The following is a 16073-nucleotide window of genomic DNA, read 5'->3' on the forward strand; positions in this document are numbered from 1 at the left end:
CACCTCATTTACTACTTGTTAATTTTCCCAGTCTGATACTCTTTGGAAACCGCCATAATTTGCTGATAGGTCTTCAACAAAGCCTCTTTGTACTCTTCCTTTTTCACATAAGAACCGATTTTTTTCAGCACTTCCTGCTCTCTTTTTTCATCCAAAACTGCAGTCCCTTGTTCTTTCTTGATTTCAGCAATTTTCTCTACTGCCTGCATTCGTTTTTCCAGCAGCTCCACCATTTCTCTATCAATAGAATCAATCGCTTTACGCTGTTCTTCCAGACTATTCTGCTTTGTTTCCTCTTCATCAATCCGCTTAATGATTTTAGCAGGATTTCCTCCTACGACACAGTTGTCCGGAACCGATTTAGTAACAACCGCTCCCGCTGCCACAACGACATTATTTCCTAATTCAACACCGGGAACAATCACCACGCCTCCGCCCAGCCAGACATTATCGCCAATGGTAATTGGTTTGCCAAATTCCAACCCGCTGTTCCGTTTGCCTGGATTTAACGGATGAGAAGCTGTGTACAATTGCACATTGGGTCCAAACATACAGTTATCACCAATACGAATTGGACAAATATCGAGGAAAATACTGTTAAAATTCACATAGAAGTTTTTACCAACATGAATATTGAACCCATAATCAAAACTGATTGACGGCTCTACATAAACACTTGTACCCGCTGAACCGAAGGTTTCTTCCACCAGCTGTCTCCTAACTTGACGATCTGTCTCGTTATTAATCAGCTTCATTTGATCTCGTGCATGTCTACGGGCAGCACTTAATTCAGGATCTGCTGCAAAATACAATTCCCCATCAATCATTTTCTGTTTTTCTGATTTAAATGTTTCCATGCTATCCATCCTTTACTTTCCTTCAATTTTATTAAACACATTCATCGCATCGGTTTCTATATAAAAATATTCTCCTCTTAGTCTTACCGGTGTTTGGTTAATCACCAGCAACTTGGCATCGGGGCGAGCATACGCAGCCAAATCACAAAATGGATGTACCTGAAAGCTGGTACCTACAACTACAAGCAGCTCTGCAGCAACTACAGCCTTCACAGCTGCAGAAATCGTCTGATCATCGAAGCCTTCTTCATAAAGGACAATCCCCGGCCTCAGTTGGCCTCCACATCCTTCATGCCTGTCGTTGACTAAATATTGTTCAGCCGATACATGCTGCTTACAACGTTCGCACCAGCAGTCATATAAATTGCCATGGAAATCAATCCGATTCCTGCTGCCGGCTTTTTGGTGCAGCCCATCGATATTTTGCGAGACCACCCAAACTTCTTTTTGTTTCTCCATATCAGCCATCGCCAAATGAATCCGATTAGGCTCTGCATTAGGATGATACAGCCGCTTTACAAAGTCATAAAACTTTTCCGGTTCACGCAGCAGGCAGCTTCGGCTTAATAAATACTCTGGCGCTTCTATTCCTTGATATACGCCTGATAAAGAACGATAATCCGGGATGCCTGAGGCAGTTGAGACCCCTGCACCAGTTAAAAAGGTGATTGCCTTTGATTCTTTCATTATTTGAATGCCGTCTTCCGGGCTAATAATCTTCATAGTTTCCAACTCCTATGCTTTCTATTATAGACGATAATGTCTATTCAATACCAGACTGCAGAGTCATTTGCTCAGTCATTAATAGCTAAAATGACTTGAATATAGTACCTGATAATTCTAACGATCCTAAGCAGCTCACAACTGATTTCCCAGCTGAAAATAGATGACAGCTCACGTTAGCAGTATCCACTCCCACCAGGGGAAGTGGGACTGGCGCTCAAAGACTTGATAGCCAGCATTACACTTTTTGCATTGAACCCGATAATAATCGACATAGGAACTATCAGGGTAAGCCACTGTTTCCAGCAGAAAGACATTTCCGTTTTTTTGCTCATCAACAGGGTTGGACAGCTCATCAAATAAGCAGCAGGAACAGCTCTTGTTTTCCTGATAAAAGCTGATTGTTTTAATCGCTTTATCAACGAAGCGCTGGTTTGGTGCCAGATATCCGCCTAGAGCAACACCCCTTGTTCCTTTTTTTATTTTATCTAAAAAGGGAAGCAGCTTGTTGATTACCTCTTCATCCTGCCCAAAAGAAATGATGGCACAGCTGGCCGCCCAAACCTTTTGAGGATCTTTTGACAGTATATCTTCTAAAATTTCCTGAACCGTTTTTGTACTTTTAATCATTAGTAGATTCCCTCCCTTTTTAGCTTGTATCGAATCGCTCAAAATGAACAGCTTCAATTTCTATTTTAGAAATTTCATTCTCTTGTCTTTAAATCATACCATTTTTCAGTAACATTAGACGCTCTTTTTTTAGCTAGCCTCGCTAAAAGAACGGGGGAAATAAAAAAGGAGCAGCAGGATTTTTTTCCTTCTGCTCCTGATATCGTTAGCCATCATAAAAGCCAAGGACGGCAATTCCAATCATAATCACCAAAATTACAGTGTACTGTTTAACACTAAGCTTTTCCTTTAGAAAAATCCGGCCAAGCAGCACCGAAACAATGCTGTAGGAAGCAATCATCGGTGCTACTATAATTGCATTAGAGGCAATTGCTCCAACATAGAAAAACTGACCTAGCGTTTCAAACAATGCTGCGAGTCCCTTATCTTTTTCTTTAAAGACTAAGACATGTTCTTTTTTTATCAGCTCCAGATAGCCCCACAAGACTAAAGCGACTATCAAGAAGGTTAACTCATAGCTCATATTGGCCTGATCTTCAGGCATAATTTGCTTATACTCCAAATAATAACCATCAAGAAAGGTACCCAATCCGTCAATCACGCAATATAAAATGGGAAAGATAATAGCAGCCGCTCCGATTCGATACTTCTTTTCCACTATGGTTCCCTCTTCTTTGAGTTCTTCATCAAACTCCTGCTTTTCAATAATAGAGAGAAGTAGGATTCCTAGTGAAATTGCTGCAATTGCTCCAAACTGTACCCCATCCATTCTGCCTCCCAACAAAAAATAAGTCAGCAGAGCAGAAACCGCACCAGAAGAATTGCTCACGGGCGAGGATATCGATAATTCAATATAGCGCAGCCCAAAATAGCCAACTGCCATTGACAGGATATACATGAAAGAAACAGGCAGATACAAAAACAGATTTCGCCAATCGTAAGCAATGCCAGCATAAATCACATAATAAAACAAAACGTGAAGCCCCATCACTAAACCAACAATAATCGTTGTCTTGGTTGCACTAAAGCGGTCCTTGACGTTGTTTCCTTTTTTATAAAATAAATCCGCCGATCCCCATGCCAACACAGTAATCAACGCTGGTAAAAACCACATAAAAATCCTCTCCAATCAAACAAACTATCTGAACTCTGCCGCCTTTTTCATTCCCTGACAGCATACTGAGCATAACACCATTACTTTTACAAAATTGACATATCTTAATAAACGTACAGGAAAGAAGTTAAAAGGTCAACGGTGAACCCATTCTTCACATAATAAATAACAACTATTGGAGCTTCAACGGATTGGTTACTGTTGAAAATGACTAGATACGATTTTTCCAAAATAATGCTACCATCTTCTTTCGTATATATTATCCATTAAAGACAAGTCCTATTCAGTGATTCAAAAATTTATCAGCAGACTTTGGATCAGATTCCTCCTTCGTTTAAAAATATTTGAAAAATACCATGATAAAATACGAGCTATCTTATAGATTGAGAAGATATTTGACACCTTTTACGATTCATAGAGAAATCATATTGAGCTTTTTCAGGACTTTGACAAGTAATATAACTATTGAGAATCTATATAAACTTGACGAAAATGCTACTTAACAGCATAAGCAGTTTCAGATAAAAAACTATAAAATCAATACATTCACTACTTCCCTTAAATATTTAGACGGTATTATTGTTGAGAAAAATTCCAAGCAAAAGAAAAAGCTCAGCAGATTTACGTAATGAGTCATTGATAAATTAGTTTTTTACAAAGGAAATAGTACCTATAACTTTTATTCATCTAGCGTTTCAAAGATTCTACCGACAGATGAACATTCAAAAAAATCATAGACTTGCTAATGATTGACCTATAGCAAAGACCATAATTAAAGTATTTATAAAAACAAATTTTATTCATTCTTATTGTCTACCTACTCATTCTTATGATAAGATTTTATCAAAATAAAAAAAGGAGGTCAGTATTATAATGAATGGAGTATCAAGTGATTCAATTGTTGCTAGACAACTAGCAACAGCAATTGCCAGCTCGTTGGATGGTGCCAATAGTGGGGATGCGATTCTCACAGACACAAAAACAACAGTTGCTGGGAATACAAATGCGCAAGACGCAATTCAATCCATGCTAAGTGCTCAAAATAAAATTATCCAAGCAATCGGACAAGCTTCAACTAATCTTCAAACAGTTGCCAGTGAGTTTGAGGCAGCCGATCGAGCAACAAGGCAGTTAATGGCTGCCCACTCTCTCCCATCTCCAATGGGAGGTGAAAAAAAATGACGAATACACTAGAAAAGATCCAACAAGAAGAGTTACAATTAGAACGTGACTTGGAGCAGCTTGAAGATGAAGAAAAGCGGTTAAAACAGCTTGAAGAAGAGTATCATAATTTTTTCCATCACACGTCTTCAATCTATGCTGAAATGGAAGAACAATTTCTTACGAATGACTTTGGTTGGCAGTTAAGATACCAGTCGGAGACTTTACGACAACATAATTTCACTATCTTTTCTGAGTTAGAAGAGGAGCAACAGCGAAAAAGCTTCATTGGAAGATAAACAAAATGATCTTTTCTATCAACGTAAGACTTTGCTTGCTAACGAGGAGGACCAAGCAGATGGGCATTGATATGTTTGTTGGTTCGTCTCAAAGCCAAGCAAGTAGCACCTTAGCAAAAAGTCAATCTGATCAACAGGCTTACCAAACAATGATTCAAGCTTTGCAGCAGTTTGTTGGTGAAAATCGTCTTAATTCTACTGCTTACAACAATGGAAAGGCATTCTACAACACTGTCTTAATTCCACTAGTAAAAGCTGGAATTTTGTTGTCAGAAGCAGTTGGAGAAGCCTGCCAAAAGTTTGTAAAGGATTATCAATCAACTGTAGATAGCGGCGATTTAAAGTCCGATGAGCTTGAGGAAAGAATTCGGCAGCTTGAGTCCCAAATCAACAACTTAGACGTCATTCGTTCTACGATTGAGAGTAAAGATATCGCCGATAATTTTAAAATACGACAACTAAATCAGAATAGTCGTGCTAGAGAACTACTGGTCGATTCAAAAAAAGTTTTACAAGATAAATTGGAAAAACTAAAAACATTTCATGCTAATTCTCCTGAAATTTTTTCTTCTATTTCAGAATTGGAATCTATCGTAAATCAAGGGGCAAGCCAAGCGGGAGCTGCCTGGACAGGCAGCAGCTTTTCGATTCCCAAAGACCTCAGATGGACAACCACCGTTTCAGAAAAATGGCAAATTAGAGCGGATAATATCAAGCAAAAAGAAAAAGAATTTCATGAGAAAAAAATCAAAGAACTTGAGAAATACACTATCTATGCTTGGCCATATGAAGACCCTGTCACAAAAGAAATAAAAGTGAATTGGTTCATTGATAAAGATGGTGTCCGTGTTTTTGATGATGAACTTCAGAATTATGTTGAAAAATACGGCAAAAAATTAGAAGGTATGTATGAAGTTGTAGGCTGGGAAAAAATTTATGAATTAGATTTAGCTGCTCGGCGAAAAGGTAACGGTAAAAACTACTTAACAAAACATCAAGTACCCAAAGGCTGGGAATGGTACAGTCAAGCTGGTGCTCACGTAGAATCTGCTTATTGGATGGCGAATAAGACTGGATTATTAGATTTAGCCTTGCTTGCTGGACTAACCTATGCGGCAAGTAAATCACAAACCAAAGTAACGACCTCCACTAATGTGGCAAATGTTATGGATGACTTAGATGATTTAGCCATTAAGAAAGCCAATAGAAGTAATGTTCCAAAACTTTCTACTTTAACTGAGGCAGAGCAGTTGAAGCTAGCCAATCAATATAAGAAAAAATCTCCAATAAATATTCCAGAAAATGCAAATATAAAAGCTCAATCTAAAAATGGGTATGAACAAATATCTTATAAGTGGAAAGAAAATGGAGAGACAATTGAAGTGCGTTGGCATACTAGAACACCAGGAGCACCAGAAGGACAAGGAAATACATTTGTTGTTGAGAAAAAAATCCATGGAACTCCAGATGGTAAACAAAAGGTACAACAGATAATGGTTGGCAAAGATAAGTGGGTTAGCAAAAATGAGTGGCAAAAAGCAATAACTGATAGAAAAAATGGTGTCAGTACACCTGAACAAGATAAAATGTTAACAGATGGTCACTGGAAAGAATAGAAAGGAATACGATATATGGATAATTATTATGAAGGATTTGAGGGAAACCCTGAAATTGATATTTATACTTTTTCAGAAAATGAAAAAGTGGGTATCGAAATGTGGGATGGATATTTTGATGAAATAATGAGAGCGATACAACCTGTGGATGGTAAATGGCAGTCTTTAGCATATTATTATAATTTAGATGAGGGTTGGTATGATGAAAGTCCTTGGGAAATCCCAAACAATCAAGAAGCATTAAAACAATTTGAATCAATTGATAAATCAACGTTAGGCAAAGTTTCCCAAGATATATTGACAAAAATAATAGAATTATTAAAAAACAATTCAAGTAACAGTATTTTTATAGAATACACATAAAATAAAAAAGGCACTTTACTATCTGATTGACGTCAGTTAGTAAAGCCTAGACTAGTAAGTTAGAACTCACTAATCAAGTTGCCAGTAGCTAACAAAAAACTATCTATAATATATGATACAAAAATCCAAAGAAGTCTCCTACTAAAATGTATAATTTAGATCTCTAAATATGAATTAAAAAACGGTATTAGTGAATGTTCAATCATTGATACCGTTTTTTTGTCTATCATGATAAAATTTAGTGAGGAAACATATACCTATTGAAAGAATGGCTTAGCTACACAGGCTGGGAATGGTACAGTCAAGCTGGTGCTCATGTAGAATCTGCTTATTGGATGGCGAATAAGACTGGATTATTAGATTTAGCCTTGCTTGCTGGACTAACTTATACGGCAAGGAAATCTCAAACCAAAGTAACGACCTCCACTAATGTGGCAAATGTTATGGACGACTTAGATGATTTAGCCATTAAGAAAGCCAATGGGGCTAAATCTAATCCTAAAGAAATTAATATCCATGGAAAACTTAATACAGAGTTAGATGAAGTGGATTTAGTTAACAAAGTTATTTATGAAGATAAGTCTGCTGCTAAACTATACATGGAAAATCCTGATTTTCCTCAAACTGAAAAACAGTGGGCTCAGAAGCATATATTTAAGAAGGGTTCTAACAGATTAGATGCTTTAAACCAAAAAGATATTAGTATATCCGGAGGCGATAGTGGATTGGTTTCTTCCGTTGATGAAATAAAGAATATAAAGGATTATACATTTAGAATTGACGCGGATACTCCAGCACTACGTGAAGCTGTTCAAGAGCAAATTAGCATTTTACAAAAGAAATATCCTGATTATAATTTTAGTGCAATATATGGAGGTAAGAAATAATGTCAGTAGGGCTATTTAAATACGATGGTGATATTTACAACGAAAATTCCAAAGTGATATTGAGTGAGAATATCTCTTCTGAATCTTTTTATGAAAAGTTTTGGGAGAAAGCTATAGCAGAATTAAATATTAAGTATATACAAGACGGAGCAGAATTTAATAAAACTAGTCTAGATATTGTTTTAAAAGAATTGGGTTTATTAAAAGAATGGGCTATAGCGAATCTTCATGGGGAAGACAGAGAATATATGAGAAGTAGGATAGAGAATCTAGAAAAAGTAATTCCAACTGCATTTACTTCAGAACAAGATATATTATATATTTTTTAGAAAATAAAAAGGCACTCAATCACAAGACTGGTAATAAAGTGATCGAGTCTTGATAGTAAGGATTAATCTCACTAATCAAGTTGCCAGTAGCTAACAAAAGCTATAGTTGATAGAATTACATTTATAAAATAGAAGAGTGATTTAATCGTGAAAATAAAATGTTTATGTGGAAATGTGCTTAATGATGAGAATTTGGAAACAACGAATCCTTTAATTATTTTTCCAGAGAACGAGTATTATGATGTGTTAGAGTCAAATCCGAAAACCGTAGAAGAACTTGTGGATAATATGCCTTTAGGGTCAATGTGGGAGTGCAGAGTTTGTGAAAGACTTTTCTATTTTAAAGAAGGAAAATTTAATATTTATAGTTTAGAAAAAGAAGCGTTTGACAGTAATTAAAGATTACTAGATAAATTAAAAAGGCACTCTATCATTCAACGGGAATCGAAAAGATAGAGCCTTGACTAGTAAGCTCGAACTCACTAATCAAGTTGCCAGTAGCTAACAAAAGCTGTCGCTACAGATTGAGAACAAAAATACTTGTGCTGGACATATCTTTTTGTAATCCTGACGAATAGAAGCTACAGATATTCAAACTTTTTTTCATTACCTTTTCATGACAAAGAATAAAGAACGTGATAGAATACTACTGAACAAAGTGAGGTGAAAATTGTGGTCGCATTTATTATTTATTGGGCAGCAATCCTAGTATGTATTGCATGGGGTGTGTTGAGTCTTGGTTTTTCTGTTTTTTATCTATCGCGCAAGGAAAACGGAAATCTTTGGGCTTTTGCTCTATTCAACGTATTAGCAGGTATCGTATTAGCTATTGTATTAGTTATTTATAAAACTTGGGATTTCGATATCACAACGTATTCAAGTCTGATTTATGCTGTTCTAGCATCATATGGTGTGTTAACAGTCCTGCAGGCTATCTTAGGTCGTGAACCGAAAGCACCTGCAAAAGCTTAATAGCAACAAAGAGATTGAGAGGGGTCACTGAAATTGAGTGCCCCCTCTCATTTTTTACTTAGCAAGACTGCTAAACTCCTTTTTCTAATCTATATATTCGTCTTTTTTCCCTTTTATTGTCCATATCTGGTGCGTTCGATTTCATAGATGAATTCCAGATTGTCGTTAACAGCTGCTTTTAACTCAATACCGTGTCCTTGACCATAGGTGTAATCCTCGTTTGTAATCATTACGATACTATCTAAATTCAAATCATAAACAAAGCTTGTTTTCAGAGTTGTTCCATCAGAGTAGATAACCCGGTGCTGCTCCAATTTATTGGTATAATCAGGATGCTCAACCAGCAGCCATTCTTCCGACTCTAGATAAGCTGCCCCGCCCTTCATTTGCTCAAAAAGGGTTATTTCTTCCAAACTAAGCTCAGCCTTTCTTCTGTTGACATAGTAAGGCCCCGGTTCAAAGAGCAGGCCATAGCTGTCAGCCTCAGCTTGAACCTCATCGTGACTGCTATTATGATTTTCTACCATAGTTGTTGTCGGTGCTTCATAGTATAACCCCGGCGGCAGACCTTCTTCTTCAGATGCTTTATCCTGCATCTCCTGATATTTTTCCAGATAGCTAAAGTTATAATCTCCTATTTTTTCAACTGAATTATTAGGTTGTCCTTCTTGTCTCTGTTCCTCTTTACTTGGTTCCGTCGCATTATTTCCCGCTGAGCTAACAGTACTACTTTGTGTCGTGTCATTTTTTTGATTAGCTAAGGAACTTGCAGATGCATACTTGGTAATAAGCATCACACCTGTTCCCCCAACAACAATAATTGAAGCGATATTCAGCAATATACTTCTTTTATTTTTCTTCAATAGGATTTCGATCCTTTCTTTTATAGGATTTTTGGAAAAATGAGGGTGAACCCGCATCATTTTTGCTTCTGAACGATTCCACTTAATGAGTGTATGCGCATACTTCTTTTTAAAATTGTTTCCTAATTTAGCTAGTGTAACTTTGTCACACACGATTTCTAAATCACAGCTATAAAAATAATACATCAGCCAAACCAGCGGATTGAACCAATGCAGCCACAAAACAAACAGCAGACAAATCTTCCTTAAGTTATCCCAGCGCTGAATGTGCACCATTTCATGTGTTAGAACAAGCAGTATGCTCTCTTCATCTGAATACTCAAAGTCAGAAGGAAGCAATATTTTGGGTGAAAGTATTCCTGATGTCATAGGAGAATAAATTCGATCCGATTGCTGAATTTTTAGCGAACGAAACAGTTGCTTCTTATATTTTTTTTCTAAATTACCAATCCTAAGTCCTCCTATAGGAAGAGCTTGCTTAGCAATCTTTTGGCTTCTATAGTAGCCAATGAGAATCAGTAACCCAAAAATTATCAGACCGAGTAAATATAAGCCAAGCAGTAGATGATTCGACGTGATTGCGGTCTTTAATACTGGTTGAGAAACCGCTGCCTGTGTGTGCGTTTTAACTAGCTGAATCGGCTGATTAATTACCTGTCGGATAAGTACAGTCTCCTTGATTGGATTAGCAACGGGCTGGGGAATGCTTACTGTTATAGGAAAAATCAACACAAGGCAGGCTCCTTCCCACAGCATCAAAATAATTTCTCTCGTCATTCGGTTAGCAAGAAATTTTCTGAAGAGCAGGATTAAAAGAATCAGGACTGAGCCATTGATTGTCATAGATAAAATTTTATCCAAAATAATCATTGGTCTTCCTCATCTTTATACTCATTAATCAATTTTTCTAAAAAGTGAACATTCTCCTCAGATAATTTTTTTCCTGACACAAATGCTGCAAAGAAATTATCAATAGATCCATCAAACACATCTTTAATCAGCTCATCTGCTTTTTCCCGTTGAACCTCTTCCTTAGAAATTAACGGAACACAGATATAATGCGGGTCTTTTTTCATTACAATTCCTTTTGAAATGCATTTCTTTATTACTGTATAGGTTGTTGTTTTTTTCCAGCCGACCTTTTCTTCTAAAATCATGGCTATTTCTTTTGCAGTTAGCTCCCCCTCTTGCCAAAGAAGCTTTAGTATCTGCATTTCAGATTCAAATAGCTGCAAGATAACCCCTCCTTTTTATTCTATTGCAATAGAATAATTTCATTCTACTACGATAGAACAAAGTTGTCTACTGAATTTTTCAGCTAATTGCTATAACTCTAAAAATATGCTTCTATGTATCTCTCAAAGACACTCTTCTTCCCTTACTTAACTTTCTCTTAGCAAAACATCTGTCTAAATAGCAAACAAAAAAAGACAAATCCGGCTGTATCAGCGAATTTGTCTTTTTTTCCTGTTTAGTTGCTTCATTTCTTAGTTGTTTTTTATTATCTCCGAGTAGAAACTTTTCCACCTGACAACCAACGGAAAATAACGTAGATGATTGCACATGGGATAAGTAACTTAATTGCAAAGCCGATTAGATTTCCTAAAACACCTAGTAACGAGATACCAATAATAATTACCAGTGCGATAACAAAAATATTTTTAATTGTACTATTGTTTTTATTCATTTTCCTGTCCTCCGTCTATTTGAATTAATCTTACCAGTTTTTCTAATGCCTGACGTCCATCGGAGGTCTGATTATTCTTGGACTTTAGACTGATATCGCATGCTGATGTATTCTCTTTATTTATTGGAATCACATCTTCATTCACTGCAAATAAATATTAATTTAACACCTGCTGATAAGCATAACGTTCACCGTCAGGAACATCCAGTAAAATATTTCCCCGCCATTCAAAGCCCGCCTGCTGAATGACCTTCTGCATAATTTTATTTTGGGGATGGGTATCAATACGGATATCCGTAAACCCTTGAAGTCTGGCGGCTGTGATTAGAAAACGGATAAGACTGACAGCGAAAGCTTTTCCCTGATGCTGGTCACTGACTGCTATTCGATGAATTGACACATAGCGGGGTGCTGTAGTATCCCAGCCTCCTTCCTGAATTTCTTCATACGCCGGATCTTCAGCAGTTAAAAGTGCACCGGTACCAACAATCTCGTCCTCCAACATCAGTACATAACTGACTGTGTCTGACATATCTTTTTTTACTATTTCGCTATTTGGTCCAGTTCCATCCTGCCATTGAGGAATTCCTTGTAACGCTAGGCCCCTTCGTGCGCCTTCAATAATCGCCATGATTTCATCTAAATCAGCGGCTGCTGCCTGTCTCATATACAATTTCATTGCCCATCTCAGCTCCTCTTGTTTATACAGTTTTATTTTACTATACATCCAATCAAAAGAAGTCCGTTTTGCTATTTTTTAGCTCCTAAAATCAATCTAAACTTTAAGGGAGACTTTTCTCTTTAAGTAAAAAAACAAGTATAAGAGAACGCTAACCTGCGTTTTCCTATACTTGCTTTTTGCAGACCAGCGATTAAACAGCTTCCGATGGTTCATCGTTGTCGCTTTCCCCTTGTCCCTGCTGGTTATTATTGTTGCCATATTGCTGAGCTCCGCTAAGATTCCCTAGACTTACATCTAGATAAACGGTAAAGTTCAGCGGAAGGTATTGATTGCGGGCACTCATATCCACCACAGTTCCTTTGGCTTCCGCTGAATCCACATAACGGATTTGGTAATTAATGTTTGCTCCTTTTGACTGAAATTCATCATAAAAAAGTTTTTGTAGATCACCTTCCACAGTACCCCGTAAATCTTTGAGATAAGGCTGTCCGGCAGAGTAAACTACTTTGACAGCAGCTTCATCCTTACTGGTCAGCTCTGTTCCGGCAGCAACACTTTGGGAAACAAGTTGCCCGTAAGACATGTTTTCTGTATAGAGTGTTTTTACTTGAATATTCAGCCCTTCTAACGCAGTGGCTGCATCTTCAAGAGTGTATTGAGCAAAGTCCGGTACAATCATCCCTTTGCCAAGAGAGACCGTTACAGTCATTTTATCTTTTTTAGCAATTTTTTCGTCTTTGGCGATATTCTGAGAAATGACTGTATCCAGTGGAACATCATTCGAGCTGACTTCTTCAAAGATCAAGTCAATCTCATTATTTTTTGCCCAGTTCTCTACCTCCGATTTAGTCTTTTTCGTAAAGTCTGGAACTGTAATGCTCTTTGTATATGTCTCTTTTCCTTTAGAATAATAAAGCTTCAGCTTATCCTTACGACGGTAATTTTCCTTTGTCACTTCACCATTGGTAAATTCCATCCGTAAAGCTTTCCCTGCCGCTTCGGTTTCATGATACTCTTCAATAATCGAGATATTATCTGTTAGCTGCTCTTTGATCCATTTCTCAGCTTCAGACTTAGACATTGCCATAAAATTCGGCAGCGCCAGCTGTTCCTCCGGGTCTGCTCCTAAGCTGGTTGTTAGTTTAAGCTTAGAGCCTTTTTTCACTTTGGCATTTGGTTTAGGATTTTGACCCAGCACCTGATTGGCTGCTGTTTTATTGTCATATTTTTGCTCCAGCTCTATCTTCATACCATTCTCATTAGCCCAGCTTCTGGCTTCTGCAGCTTCCTTACCTGTAAAGTCAGGCAACTTGATATGAGTCATTTGATAGTAGAAAAAAAATCCTAAACCACAGAGGATAATACTTCCCAGAATAATCATCCGTTTTTTCTTATTTTGTTTCTTTTTATAAGTGGGATCAAATTCAGTTTCTTCCTCTTTGCGCCGGCTCCCTACATTTGGTACTGACGGTGGCGGCGATGATCGTTCACTTGATTGAAGCTCCTTTGTTACCCGCTCCCGCAAGGTTGACTGATCAGACGACTGATTTTTTTGCTGACTTCCCGGCTGCTGCTTCCTGTTTGTCTCGGCCCCGTTTCTATTTGCTTCTGGTTTTCTTTCAGAAGCGGTTGACTGCGGTGCTTCTGCAGATCTTTTTTTCTTTTCCGGATCATAATTATCCTTATTGAAGCTTGACAGAAAATCACTCATGCAGCATCAACTCGCCTTGCTTTAAATATAAGGTTTGGTCTGAATGTTTGGCGATTTCATTGGAGTGAGTGACTACTATTACACATTTATTATGAACCTTAGCCAAATCTTTGAAAATATCGATAATTTCCCGTTCCATCCCCTCATCAAGATTTCCCGTAGGCTCATCGGCTAGAATAATATCTACATTAGTCGCTAATGCTCTAGCAATTGCTACACGCTGCTGTTCCCCACCGGAAAGCTGGTTAACCAAACGGTCAGCTTTGGATTTTGTAATGCCAATATAATCCAACAAATTATAGGCAACATCCTTTGGAGAATCCGGCAGCTGATTATCAGTCACTGACATCGCCACCATCACATTTTCCAGAGCAGTCAGATAAGGAACCAAATTGTAGCTTTGGAAAATAATACTGATATCGTCTCTGCGGTAATTTTCGTAGCCAATCTCCTTGATGTTTTTGCCCTTATAAAGAATTTCTCCTGATTTTGGTTCGTCCAATGCACTAATCAGTGATAAAAAAGTCGTTTTTCCTGAACCTGATTGTCCTAAAATTGTATAGAAACGCCCTTGTTCAAATGATGTTGAGGTTTCTTCTAAAATTTTTCTTCTGCGGTCGCCGTCCTGATAAAAATAAGTTACTGCTTTCGTTTCTAAAATTGCCATCGTCATTTCCTCCTACATCATGATTTTCTTGGGATTCAAGCGTAAAATATACATCAGCGGAAGAACTGCAGATGCTAATATGGTTGCCAGTCCTGCTACCAGGAAAGTCACGATATAGCTTAGAGAGAACTTCACTGCATAAGCTTCTGTAATGTCTTCCAGACTGATTGACGGTGTGTTGCCCATTCCCGCAATGTAGACCATGCCGCCATTCGCTGATGAGTTAGCCGTATCGCCCAGCATGTCGCTGCTCAATAATGAATTGGATACCATATCGCCAAGCAGATTGCCCGTAATCAATGAAATGCCCATGGCCAGTATACTGATTGCCAATAATTCGATGACTACTTGAGAAAGAACCCGGTTTCTTCTTTCGCCAAGCGAAAGATAAATACCAAATTCATGTCTCCGGTCTCTAAGGAATAAGACCACAATTAGAGAAATGATGACTAATGTAGCCACAATTGCAATAATAACAACATAGCTTGAAATTTCAGAAAGCTTTTTCATACTTCCGCCAACTTGCTCATATTCATCGGTAGAGGCACTTAGTTTAAAGAATTCAGGAATCAGCGGTTCTGTTTCCTCTTTAAACGCATCTACATCATCTGGATTTTTTAAGATGTAGGTTGGTGTAGCGGCATTCATTGTTTCTTCTGTGTAATCCTCCGTGTAATTGTCCGGAACCAAACGTTTTCCAGAAGCATATTCTAGTGAATTAATCGCTTTAACTGCATTGTTCGGCATATAAATAGTGTTGAACTGATCGGTTGCCATAATTTCACTGTTAATATCCTTTTTCGAGCCGTCATCATTAGCTTTTTTCTCAACCGTTTCAGGCTTAAACAGACCGATAATCTCTACAGGATGATCGTCGCCTTTCATCGCTTCCGACATTCCGCCGTCATCTGTATAGGAATAGTGGTTACCGTCCAACACCATTTGATCGCCCACGCCTACACCATTTTTCTCAGCCAGCTCTTCAGAAATAATAGCAACCGGTTTGTCCCCTTCAATCTCTTCTTTTGTAAAAGTCCGTCCTTCTGTTAGCTTCAGCTTTTTACTGGAGAAATCCGGTGGCGTCTCTAAGTTTGTCCCTTTTAAAAGCACGGCTTTCGGAGCGTTGATTGAAAAAGAGCCGCCCTCCATCTCTAACTCATAGGTCTTTAGATTTTTCACCTGAATGTAACCGCCTGTACTATAGTCATATTCCTTAACATATGGAGAGCTGCCGATTTTTTTTATCTCTTCTTCAGACAGTCCTGTTGGCGCCTGAAAAGAATTACCGGGGTTCTCAGCCATAATTTTTTCGTAATCCAAATCGACAGTTGCGGTTGCCCCTAATTCGCTCTTAATTTTCTTTTCCACATTCTGAGTAGACTGCTGAATCGCAATCGCTCCTGCAATTACATTTCCTAATATGAAAATAACTGCAAATAAAATAATTGATTTTCCTTTTCTTCTGGTGACACTTCGAATGGCACGCTGGAAATAATTCATACGGATTCTCCT

At 37.8% G+C, this 16073-nt stretch carries 19 protein-coding genes; 8 read left to right on the forward strand and 11 right to left on the reverse strand.

Translation table 11 applies throughout. From position 1 onward, the window contains the following. Positions 1 to 11 precede the first annotated feature (11 nt). From ACPWSO_RS05450 to ACPWSO_RS05465, 4 genes are all read right to left on the reverse strand, one after another. A complete protein-coding gene (locus ACPWSO_RS05450) occupies positions 12 to 857 on the reverse strand; it encodes a chorismate mutase (protein WP_426081834.1) in 846 nt (281 codons plus the stop codon). 12 nt (positions 858 to 869) lie between these two features. Further along, a complete protein-coding gene (locus ACPWSO_RS05455; RefSeq protein WP_426081835.1) occupies positions 870 to 1580 on the reverse strand; it encodes an NAD-dependent protein deacylase in 711 nt (236 codons plus the stop codon). A gap of 171 nt (positions 1581 to 1751) precedes the next feature. Then, complete coding sequence (locus ACPWSO_RS05460) at positions 1752 to 2210, reverse strand: hypothetical protein (RefSeq protein ID WP_426081836.1); 459 nt, start codon at positions 2208 to 2210, stop codon at positions 1752 to 1754. 205 nt (positions 2211 to 2415) lie between these two features. Continuing rightward, the gene (locus ACPWSO_RS05465; protein ID WP_426081837.1) at positions 2416 to 3324 is read right to left on the reverse strand and encodes an EamA family transporter; all 909 of its coding nucleotides are present in this window, start codon (positions 3322 to 3324) and stop codon (positions 2416 to 2418) included. An 873-nt stretch (positions 3325 to 4197) separates the two neighbouring features. Here ACPWSO_RS05465 and ACPWSO_RS05470 point away from each other — a divergent pair. From ACPWSO_RS05470 to ACPWSO_RS05505, 8 genes are all read left to right on the forward strand, one after another. Then, positions 4198 to 4506: a TIGR04197 family type VII secretion effector gene (locus tag ACPWSO_RS05470; RefSeq protein WP_426081838.1), complete on the forward strand. Its 309-nt coding sequence runs from the start codon at positions 4198 to 4200 to the stop codon at positions 4504 to 4506. Next, positions 4503 to 4784, forward strand: a complete 282-nt coding sequence (locus tag ACPWSO_RS05475; protein WP_426081840.1) for a hypothetical protein — start codon at positions 4503 to 4505, stop codon at positions 4782 to 4784. Before ACPWSO_RS05470 ends, ACPWSO_RS05475 begins: the two co-directional genes overlap by 4 nt. Before the next feature lie 59 nt (positions 4785 to 4843). Then, a complete protein-coding gene (locus tag ACPWSO_RS05480) occupies positions 4844 to 6400 on the forward strand; it encodes a hypothetical protein (RefSeq protein ID WP_426081841.1) in 1557 nt (518 codons plus the stop codon). A 15-nt stretch (positions 6401 to 6415) separates the two neighbouring features. Next, complete coding sequence (locus ACPWSO_RS05485) at positions 6416 to 6763, forward strand: hypothetical protein (protein WP_426081842.1); 348 nt, start codon at positions 6416 to 6418, stop codon at positions 6761 to 6763. A gap of 260 nt (positions 6764 to 7023) precedes the next feature. Then, entirely contained in the window at positions 7024 to 7650 is a 627-nt protein-coding gene (locus ACPWSO_RS05490) for a hypothetical protein (protein ID WP_426081843.1), read from the forward strand. Continuing rightward, positions 7650 to 7979 carry a hypothetical protein gene (locus ACPWSO_RS05495; protein WP_426081844.1) on the forward strand — a complete coding sequence of 110 codons (330 nt, stop codon included), beginning with the start codon at positions 7650 to 7652 and terminating at the stop codon, positions 7977 to 7979. Before ACPWSO_RS05490 ends, ACPWSO_RS05495 begins: the two co-directional genes overlap by 1 nt. Positions 7980 to 8126: 147 nt before the next feature. After that, the gene (locus tag ACPWSO_RS05500; RefSeq protein ID WP_426081845.1) at positions 8127 to 8378 is read left to right on the forward strand and encodes a hypothetical protein; all 252 of its coding nucleotides are present in this window, start codon (positions 8127 to 8129) and stop codon (positions 8376 to 8378) included. A 273-nt stretch (positions 8379 to 8651) separates the two neighbouring features. After that, positions 8652 to 8951 carry a hypothetical protein gene (locus tag ACPWSO_RS05505; protein WP_426081846.1) on the forward strand — a complete coding sequence of 100 codons (300 nt, stop codon included), beginning with the start codon at positions 8652 to 8654 and terminating at the stop codon, positions 8949 to 8951. A 113-nt stretch (positions 8952 to 9064) separates the two neighbouring features. Here the strand turns inward: ACPWSO_RS05505 and ACPWSO_RS05510 are convergent, their stop codons facing one another. From ACPWSO_RS05510 to ACPWSO_RS05540, 7 genes are all read right to left on the reverse strand, one after another. Beyond that, on the reverse strand, positions 9065 to 10684 hold the full coding sequence (locus tag ACPWSO_RS05510; RefSeq protein ID WP_426081847.1) for a M56 family metallopeptidase: 1620 nt from the start codon (positions 10682 to 10684) through the stop codon (positions 9065 to 9067). After that, positions 10681 to 11049, reverse strand: coding sequence for a BlaI/MecI/CopY family transcriptional regulator (locus ACPWSO_RS05515; protein WP_426081848.1), 369 nt, complete (start codon positions 11047 to 11049; stop codon positions 10681 to 10683). Before ACPWSO_RS05515 ends, ACPWSO_RS05510 begins: the two co-directional genes overlap by 4 nt. A gap of 266 nt (positions 11050 to 11315) precedes the next feature. Then, positions 11316 to 11501 (reverse strand): hypothetical protein, encoded by a 186-nt coding sequence (locus tag ACPWSO_RS05520; protein ID WP_426081849.1) that lies wholly within the window; start codon positions 11499 to 11501, stop codon positions 11316 to 11318. Positions 11502 to 11658: 157 nt separating this feature from the next. Then, positions 11659 to 12180 carry a GNAT family N-acetyltransferase gene (locus tag ACPWSO_RS05525; protein WP_426081850.1) on the reverse strand — a complete coding sequence of 174 codons (522 nt, stop codon included), beginning with the start codon at positions 12178 to 12180 and terminating at the stop codon, positions 11659 to 11661. 193 nt (positions 12181 to 12373) lie between these two features. Further along, a complete protein-coding gene (locus tag ACPWSO_RS05530) occupies positions 12374 to 13894 on the reverse strand; it encodes a PASTA domain-containing protein (RefSeq protein ID WP_426081851.1) in 1521 nt (506 codons plus the stop codon). After that, on the reverse strand, positions 13887 to 14561 hold the full coding sequence (locus ACPWSO_RS05535; RefSeq protein ID WP_426081852.1) for an ABC transporter ATP-binding protein: 675 nt from the start codon (positions 14559 to 14561) through the stop codon (positions 13887 to 13889). Before ACPWSO_RS05535 ends, ACPWSO_RS05530 begins: the two co-directional genes overlap by 8 nt. A gap of 12 nt (positions 14562 to 14573) precedes the next feature. After that, the gene (locus ACPWSO_RS05540) at positions 14574 to 16061 is read right to left on the reverse strand and encodes an ABC transporter permease (RefSeq protein ID WP_426081853.1); all 1488 of its coding nucleotides are present in this window, start codon (positions 16059 to 16061) and stop codon (positions 14574 to 14576) included. Between the last annotated feature and the right edge of the window lie 12 nt (positions 16062 to 16073).

Origin of the sequence: Enterococcus sp. LJL51 (assembly GCF_049894025.1) — a bacterium.
Lineage (GTDB): Bacteria > Bacillota > Bacilli > Lactobacillales > Enterococcaceae > Enterococcus_L.